Origin of the sequence: Mariprofundus sp. EBB-1, from assembly GCF_003665155.1 — a bacterium.
In the GTDB taxonomy this organism is placed as follows: Bacteria; Pseudomonadota; Zetaproteobacteria; order Mariprofundales; family Mariprofundaceae; genus Mariprofundus.
This window is the reverse complement of the sequence record NZ_RCFQ01000050.1, coordinates 1-8433: the sequence shown is the minus strand read 5'-3', so window position 1 is coordinate 8433 and position 8433 is coordinate 1. Positions and strand designations below refer to the sequence as shown.

Sequence of the window (8433 nt, the reverse complement as noted above, 5' to 3'; positions counted from 1 at the left end):
TGCGAAAACAGCTGCAGAAGCTAAAAAGTTAGCTGAGGACAAGAATGCTGGTGAGGCTAAAAAATTAGCTGATGCGAAGATAGCTGCAAATGCTAAAGAACTAGCTGAAGCCACACGTCTTGCAGAAATTAAAAAGCAAGCGGATAGCAAGCATCTTGCAGAAGCGAAAAGCATGGGTGCAGAGCAAAAAATGGCAGAAGATAAGATTAAACGTTCTCAAGAAGTCCAGTATCTGAAAGCGCAAGATAGGGAAGATATTTTACCACTCTCCTCCTTCTTATCACCAGTTAGAAATGTTGCCCGATTACTTGGCTCCAATGACGAGCTTGAAGCAATCATCCCTATTTCTGAGCGCACAAACGTAGAATCAATTAAATTGCATCTTGTTTTTTCCAACTCACTATCTCTGGCTAAAGCCAGGTCTCAGTTACGCTTTCGCTTTAATGATCACATGGTCGGACAAGTTCAGCTTGATCCCGATTATCCGGAAGGTGTTGTGGATTTGAATATTCCGCTCAATGAAATTCATGCGGGCTATAATAAAATTAGAATTGAAAGTAGTTTATACACTCCACATGGTTCAACCTCGACTGGTTCCGAGCTATGGGCGGAAATAGATGCGCAGCAATCTACTATGAGCTTAGCATCGAAAACGAAAGAAATTGATCCGCGATTTTCACTCCTGCCGGGCTTTATTAGGGGAGCAAAGTGGAATGGTAATTATCCTCTCTCAATCATGATCGCAAGCCCGCAACCATCGGATACTCTACTCAATGCCGCTTCAAATACTGTACAGGGAATCGCGATGTTGACTGATGGATTGCCCTTAAAAGTGACTACAATGAGTGCACAGTGGGCTCGTGATCCAGCAGGGAAGGGTGATCTCGCTCAATTGTACACACCATTTGCTGATGCAGATGGCGTGTTAATTGGTACGTATAAAGAGTTGGATGACATTCTGGGTAAAGGAGTAATCGATTCATCCATTGCCAAGGAGCAGGTGTTGTTGAAGCGCCATCCGATAGATCCGGGCAGTTATATTTTGATCATTACTGGTAGTGAAGAATCAAATGTATTGAACTCAGCCAGGCATTTTGCCAAAATGAAACTGAATCTGGCCGATCAGAGTAATGTGTCATTTGGAGAGCTTGATCGGGCTGTAGTAGCCCCCCAGACTAAGCCGGGTGATTTTAGCGTATTAAATCCTATGATGCGATATAACTTCGGTCAGTTAGGTATTCACAATGCCGAAATGAAAAAAGCTGGCGACTATGTTGATCTTAAATTAAAGATGCCTGCTGATCTGTTTGCTACCCAGGATAATAATGTTGAACTAAATCTTCACTTTTCATACACCGCAGGAATGGGGCAAGGATCCATGTTGACCATCTTGCTTAATGGAGCTTTTCAACGCTCAATTGCCATTGATGATCCAAAGGGTTTATTGATTGAAGACTATAGAGTCAAACTTCCCCTGCGTTCATTTAAAATGGGGAGCAATGTTGTACGTTTAGAGACAAATATTGTCCCGAGTGAGGCCGCTAAAAATAGTGATACCTTGCTTAAAAACATAAAAGTCTCTTTCTATGATGACTCGATTGTACGTGTGCCTGAAATGAATCAATATGCACGTTTGCCTGATTTAATGATGCTGCAAAAGACGGGCTATCCTTATGTAGAGCACAATCCTTCCCTTATTGCTGTAGCTGCTAAGGATGACAGTCATTATTCTGCAGCCCTTACTCTTGTATCAAAATTTACGCAATTGCAAGAGCGAACGGTTCCAGAAATAACACTTACCTCTGAAGACACACTGAACGCTACGCAAAGCATTCTGTTGATTGGTTCTCTTGATGAAATTCCTACAAAATTATGGGATGCATCTCCCTTTACCCGTTCTGAAGGTGGATTGCTGTTTCCTGTAACTGATTCACGAACATTACAGGGCGTCCCTCATAACGCATTAACCGCTGCCGTGGGTTTTGAGCAAGTCATCGATGCATTTGTTCGGAAAGTAAATGCTTCATCTGATCTGCAGTTTTTGAGTATGAAAGGATATGGTCTATTGAGCCAATTTGAATCTCCATGGGAATCTGGTTCAAGTATCACCTTGTTAACTGCCTTTGATAACAATGAACTGCAAAAGACAGCTGAACAGCTTGTTGGTTCTACTGTATGGCAGTCTCTTGCCGGTGATGTGGTTGTATGGAATCTTGCCAGTGGTGTGGGAATTGATAACAGTCATTATATGAAGCTGTCGGATGAATATCATACAGGGTCATTGTCGATACTGGGTAAAGTAGCCTATTATGCGATTACATCACCTGTACTGCTTCTTCTTGCTGTATTTATGCTAGCTCTAATGCTGACGTGGCTAACACGTCGATTGATAATACTACATCACGATAGCAGAAGTTGAGTGTGTCTATTGCTGGTGCAACTTATCCAGCACGCTATGCAATATGGGCATTGATGCTGATGCTGATGCAGACGGGGTGCTCTCAAGGTTCCGGTCAGAGTGATCTGTGGAAGCAATATAAAGCACACTTTCTTAATGAAGGTAGTTCAATTGTTGATGTTGCCAATGACAGTATTCGTCATTCTGAAGGCCAGGGAATGGGGATGTTATTGGCTGAGGCCAATGCTGATCGCAAGAGTTTTGATGCGATTTGGCAATGGACCCAGCAACATTTGCAGGTTCGAGATAAAGATCACCTGCTAGCCTGGCGCTGGCAGCCCTCTATGCCTCATGTTACTGATTTCAACAATGCCAGCGATGGGGATATTTTGGTTGCATGGGCTCTATTGCGGGCAGCTGAACGATGGAATGAGAAAAAATACGATGCTGCGGCCCGTTTACTGCTGCATGACATCAGGCAGCACCTGGTTAAATATCAACATGGTCGTATGTTGTTATTGCCAGGTGTGGAAGGTTTTATGAAGGATGAAGGGGCGATTATTAACCTGTCATATTGGGTATATCCTGCTCTGGAGAAGTTTAAACAGGTGGAGCCTGATGAAGCTGCTTGGCCGGGTCTGATCAGCAGTGGTTTGAAACTTAGTGGTGAAGCCTTGTTTGGAGCCTGGAAATTACCTTCTGATTGGATCATTGCGGGTGAAACATTGTATCCGGCCCTGCAATTTCCTAAACGGTTTGGACTGGATGCTGTACGTATCCCGCTTTATCTTGCCTGGGCAGGGTATATGGATCATCCGGCTGTTTTGCGTTCGGCGCACTTTTGGCAACAATTTACAGGTGCTAGTGCATGGCCGGAATGGGCTAGTTTGGATGATACAAATGTACATATGGCGGACAAAGTGCAGGGCATTCAGGCTGTGGCTGCACTAATAGATGATCAAGATGGTGATTGGTCAGATAAAAAGCCTGTGATGAGTTGGGAAACACCAGAATATTATCAAGCCACGCTGTTATTGATCAGTCAGCTGGCGTCAATGGAGAAGGGCCAGTGAGAATAATTATGATGATGAGTCTGTCATGTGCACTATTTACGAGTGCTTTGATGAGTTCAGTGTCTGTCATTGAGGCAGCAGAAAATATACAGCTACAACAAAATTCCGGGATGTTGAGTACGACCACAAAGAAAAGCCAATCAAATATCTCAGTTCAGCGGCAGAGACAGAAAGGCATCATCAGAGATAATAACCCGTCTCATAGTTCTATGAGTACAAAGGCACCATCATCTGTAGCAACGCCGGCTAAAGAAAAGGTTATAGTCTCTAAAGAAAAAGTAGATACGGCTATAGAGGCTGCTGTAAATACACCGATTACTGGCAATAAAGCTAGCGTTGAGGCAAGTAATGAAGCGCTAATGTCAGATTCAGAGATTATTGAACAAGCTGCTGAGTCGGCGGTGCCGCAGTTGGAACAGCCTGCATTGAAGGGTGATGGTAGTGATAAATTATGGAACCTTTATACAGCAGGTGAATTTAAGGCATTAAAACAGCAAATTGCTGATAATCAGCAAAAAGATGCGAACTGGGAAGCACCTGGAGGTTTGCTGGATTTAATGAAGCTGGTTGCAGCAGATGATAAATTGGCTGCAGCACAGAAAAAGGGTGATTATAAAGTAGCTCTTGATCTCTATAAACGTTCACCGCAAACCTTTGGTTGTGATCGCCTAGGCTGGGCACTATTTTTGGCTGAAGGGCAAATGCGTTCCGGAAAGAGATCAGAATCACTTGCAACGTATGATCGAATTTTGAAAAAATGTAATAATATTCAAAAGGTGTCGGCACTTGAGCATGCTCTGGGCGTTTTACCTTCACGAAGCTGGCAACTTCGTGTTCAAAAAGAGTTGAAACTGAAATACACTGGAAAAGAATATCAACGCCGTGAAGTACTAAGATACAAAATGCTTTTACAGCGTCTTCAGACTGCATCGGATAAAAATAAGATGGACATGGTGGAAAGGTATGCAGACAAGTTGGATCCCCTTGTCAGGAAACACAATGATCCTCTGGCTGCAGAAATTGTTGGTTGGGCATACTTTAAGGGTAAGAAGTATGATAAGGCACTGAAGGAGTTTAACTATTCCTATAAGAAAACAGAAAACCCGGATGCATTACGTGGTAAATTGTTTTGCCTGGCTCGCTTGAAACTGTTTTCAGATTTGGATACGTTGGTCAAAGCTAAAAAGAAAATCATCATTAAGGCCGGCTTGATGGATGATGTGCTTCCAATTCTTGCTGGTAATGCGTTGACGCAGAAAAAATATAGCGAAGCATTACAGTTGTTGAATGATTTGAAGAAGATTCGTCCATTAACGATGGCCGAAATGAATATGTATGGCTGGTCTAATTTTCACTATGGAAATTATGCTGTTGCTACAGATACATTCGAATCTCTTTATCGCATGAAGCAAGATGATGTCGTTGCGCGAGGTCTTTATTACAGTGCCAACCGTTTGGGTGATAAAAAGAGGCTCAGATCATTGTCCGATGAATTTGGTGGCCGATTCCTTGCTCTTGTTAAAGATGAAAGAAATGATGCACTGTATAATAGAGAGCAGTTTCTGGTTGTGTATGAAAATGATCCGGACTATTCAGATAGCCTGAAGAATATAGATAAACCATATGTTCGGGCAGCATATATGGCTAAATTTTTGCAGGGTGCACCGATCTTTTCACGGATGGTGCTACGCAAAGAGATACTGGAAGGTCGTGATGTGATTGACGGAGTGAATGAATTGAATATCCGTATTGAGCATTTAAATCTCGATGCTGGAGCAGGTGCTTTTGCTGAGCCACTAAATCCTTTATTACCTGCTGATCCAGGCTTCAATGTAGGCACAATGACTGTAGTTCCAGGGCAGGTAGCCTATGCTATTCCAACCCCTAGAACCCGTCATTCAGGCTTTGAATGGTCGATTGGAATGCGGCATGAAGATGAAGGTACGGTCTATGGAGAAGTCGGGCAGGTTGTGGTGAAAAGTGCAATCAAAAACGATTTCAAATTCAAACTGGGTTATGAGCGAAAATTTGATGGTAGAAGTGTTCAAGTTGAGGCATATCGGCAACCGTTGCGGGAAACTATGATCTCTTATTTGGGTATGACTGATCCTTATCAGGGTATTCAGAAATGGGGTCAAGTATCCAGGAACGGCGTTAGCTTAACTGGGTATCAGGCTTTACAACATAATTTCTCAGTAAGTGGCAATGCACTTGTAGAGTCGCGACGGGGCCATAATGTAGTCGATAATACCCATATGGGTGCCTATGGTGGTTTGAATTATAATATTGCTGTACCCGGTTTTAATTATTTTTCAGTTGGGCCATACACGCGATGGGAAAAATCGGATATGAATCAGAACCATTATACCATTGGCCATGGCGATTATTTCAGTCCACAGTATTTACTGGATTGGGGTATTGCTACATCTATGATGACAGAAACAGGCAAACGCTGGTTGGTTAAAGCAGATGCGTCGTTTGGTAAGCAGACTATCAATAGAAGTGCAGAGCTTTATTTTCCTCTAACCAATAATGCAGGCACAGTCGTGCTTCCCAATACTTATCTGGGGCAAAGAAATACTGAATATCACTATCAATATGATATTTCAGTGATCTTGGCACTAGCCGATCGCTGGCGTTTACAGGGTGAGTTCAAACAGGCTCGTAGCTGGTCACTGGTTCCACTTGTTGGACCACAGCGTGCTGTGATGGAACGCTCATTTATGGTGAGCTTGAAATATCACTTTGGTGACCGTGGTCTCAAGCTATTGCGTAAAGATTTCCCTGCTTATGGGTTGAATCCACTGTATTAAAATGGGCACTGAGAAGCATCAGGATAAGCCGTTGAGCTTGCAAGCAAATAATGATGCAATATCACAGGATAGACGCAATGTGCTGCAGGCAGTTGCTGCAGCATTGCTGCTGCCTTTATGCCCGTTATATAGTGCGCCGGTACTGGCGACTCCTGTCATTGAAGCTGATGTTTCAGCCAGACTGGCATTTAAGCGTATGTCACAACTGTTAACGGGCTATCAGGATTTAAATCCTGAAATGCTTGAGCAGTTGTATGAGGTTTTTCGTCAAGAGCCATGGGGCATGGATCATTTAAAACGTGTCGATGATAAGCTATCCGGAGTGTCAGATCAGAATCATGTGCTTGCAAGGCTTGATAAGGGCGAGCACTGGTTCTTTGGACATTTTTTAACCACATGGATTACCGGCATCTACTATCATCAATCGGGCAACAAAATGATCAGTTATGAACATGCCTTAATGCATGAAGCTTTTCATGACTTACGCCCCACACCGGGCATGTCAGATCAAGCATTCGGTTACTGGAGTGAAGCTCCGCTTATGCATGAGGCCGCTTAGTAATGCCTGATAAAAACATTGTTTTTGATACTGATGTTGTGGTCGTTGGCTCGGGAGTCGCAGGTGCGCTCGTTGCCAGACAATTGGCTAGAAGCGGGCTTAAGGTAACTATTCTTGAAGCTGGTGAAACATGGCAGCGCGAAGATGCAGTGCAGCGTTATCAAAACAGCTGGAATAGAACTCTTACGGCGCCTTATCAACAAGCCCATTGGACCACTACACCAGCCGATCCGGCATATTTTGCGGGTCAAGGTAACCCGAACTATCAACCCAGCTTTTTAAAGGGCGTAGGTGGATCAACCTGGCACTGGACAGGTATCACCCCGCGTTTCCTTCCGTCTGATTTTGAATTGCGTAGTCGCTATGGAAAGGGTGAAGACTGGCCGATCTGTTATGATGAGCTGGAACCTTATTATGTGCAGGCAGAACAAGCTCTTGGTGTTGCAGGAGATAGTGAGAATGATCACGGCTCTCCGCGCAGTGAACCATACCCTATGCCAGCGATACCCATGACCTATGGAGATAAGCTTATAGGTTCCCGGTTGAGCAAGTCCGGTGTGAAGGTTGCAGCATTGCCTGCGGCGAGAAACAGCCGGGACTATGATGGACGTCCGGCTTGTCGAGGCAATAACACATGCACACCATTATGTCCGATTGGAGCTGCATACAGTGCTGATGTGGATGTAGCGAAAGCTGTATCTGCGGGCGCACGATTATTGGCTCCTGCTGTGGTTTATCGTTTTGATGTCGATGAAAAACGAAACATTACAACTGCGCACTACAAGCGTGCCGATGGCTCGACGCATCATATTACTGCACGCAGGTTTGTACTGGCTTGCAACAGCATTGAAACAGCGCGACTGTTATTGATGTCGGGATCTGATTCAGCTCCTGACGGGCTGGCTAACAGTTCGGGTCAGGTTGGTTGTAATCTGATGGATCATACTATTTTTGTAAGCAAGTTTACAATGCCCGAACCACTCTATCTTGGTCGTGGGCCTCAGAGTGTGAGTACTATATTGTCCGGTCGTGATGGGCGTTTTCGTAAGCATTATGCTGCGGCAAAATTTTTTCTTGGAAATGATTTGAATATTCATCAAGAAGCAGCGCAATTGCTCGAAAATGATAAAAACTGGATAGACACTCTTGAGAAATTAAAAAAACAGGCTATCTATCAAGGTCAAATTGGCGCAGAGATCGAGCAGTTACCCGATCATCATAATCGCGTGCAACTTGATACAAAAAGGGTGGATCCTTTAGGGCTACCCTTACCAACGATTGATTATACTCTGAGTGCTTATAGCCAACGTGGCGTGAAGCACTGGTCTGCGTATGTGCGCAGATTGATTCGTCAGATGGACGGACAGCATATCAAGACCTCAACATCGCTTTCATCGCATCATCCCAGCGGCACGACACGTATGGGGCAAAGTCCAAAGAAGAGTGTAGTAGATATTCATTGTCAGAGTCATGATCACCCTAATCTATTTATAGCCGGAGGCAGTGTTTTTCCTGCTATGGGTACGGCGAATCCAACATTAACAATTGCCGCTTTGAGTTTGCGCCTGGCAGATTATCTGCTGCATAAAT

At 44.0% G+C, this 8433-nt stretch carries 5 protein-coding genes; all 5 read left to right on the top strand.

Going from position 1 to position 8433, the window contains the following annotated elements:
* Nucleotides 1–2419, top strand: a 2419-nt coding sequence (locus D8Y20_RS13155; protein WP_147434102.1) for a cellulose biosynthesis cyclic di-GMP-binding regulatory protein BcsB, incomplete at its 5' end; no start/stop codon positions are given.
* A gap of 2 nt (nucleotides 2420–2421) precedes the next feature.
* Nucleotides 2422–3471 (top strand): glycosyl hydrolase family 8, encoded by a 1050-nt coding sequence (locus tag D8Y20_RS13150; protein WP_121544175.1) that lies wholly within the window; start codon nucleotides 2422–2424, stop codon nucleotides 3469–3471.
* A 209-nt stretch (nucleotides 3472–3680) separates the two neighbouring features.
* Nucleotides 3681–6284, top strand: coding sequence for a cellulose synthase subunit BcsC-related outer membrane protein (locus D8Y20_RS13145; RefSeq protein ID WP_161957650.1), 2604 nt, complete (start codon nucleotides 3681–3683; stop codon nucleotides 6282–6284).
* Nucleotide 6285: 1 nt separating this feature from the next.
* Nucleotides 6286–6843, top strand: coding sequence for a sugar dehydrogenase complex small subunit (locus D8Y20_RS13140; protein WP_121544173.1), 558 nt, complete (start codon nucleotides 6286–6288; stop codon nucleotides 6841–6843).
* A 2-nt stretch (nucleotides 6844–6845) separates the two neighbouring features.
* Nucleotides 6846–8433, top strand: a 1588-nt coding sequence (locus tag D8Y20_RS13135) for a GMC family oxidoreductase (RefSeq protein ID WP_147434099.1), incomplete at its 3' end; no start/stop codon positions are given.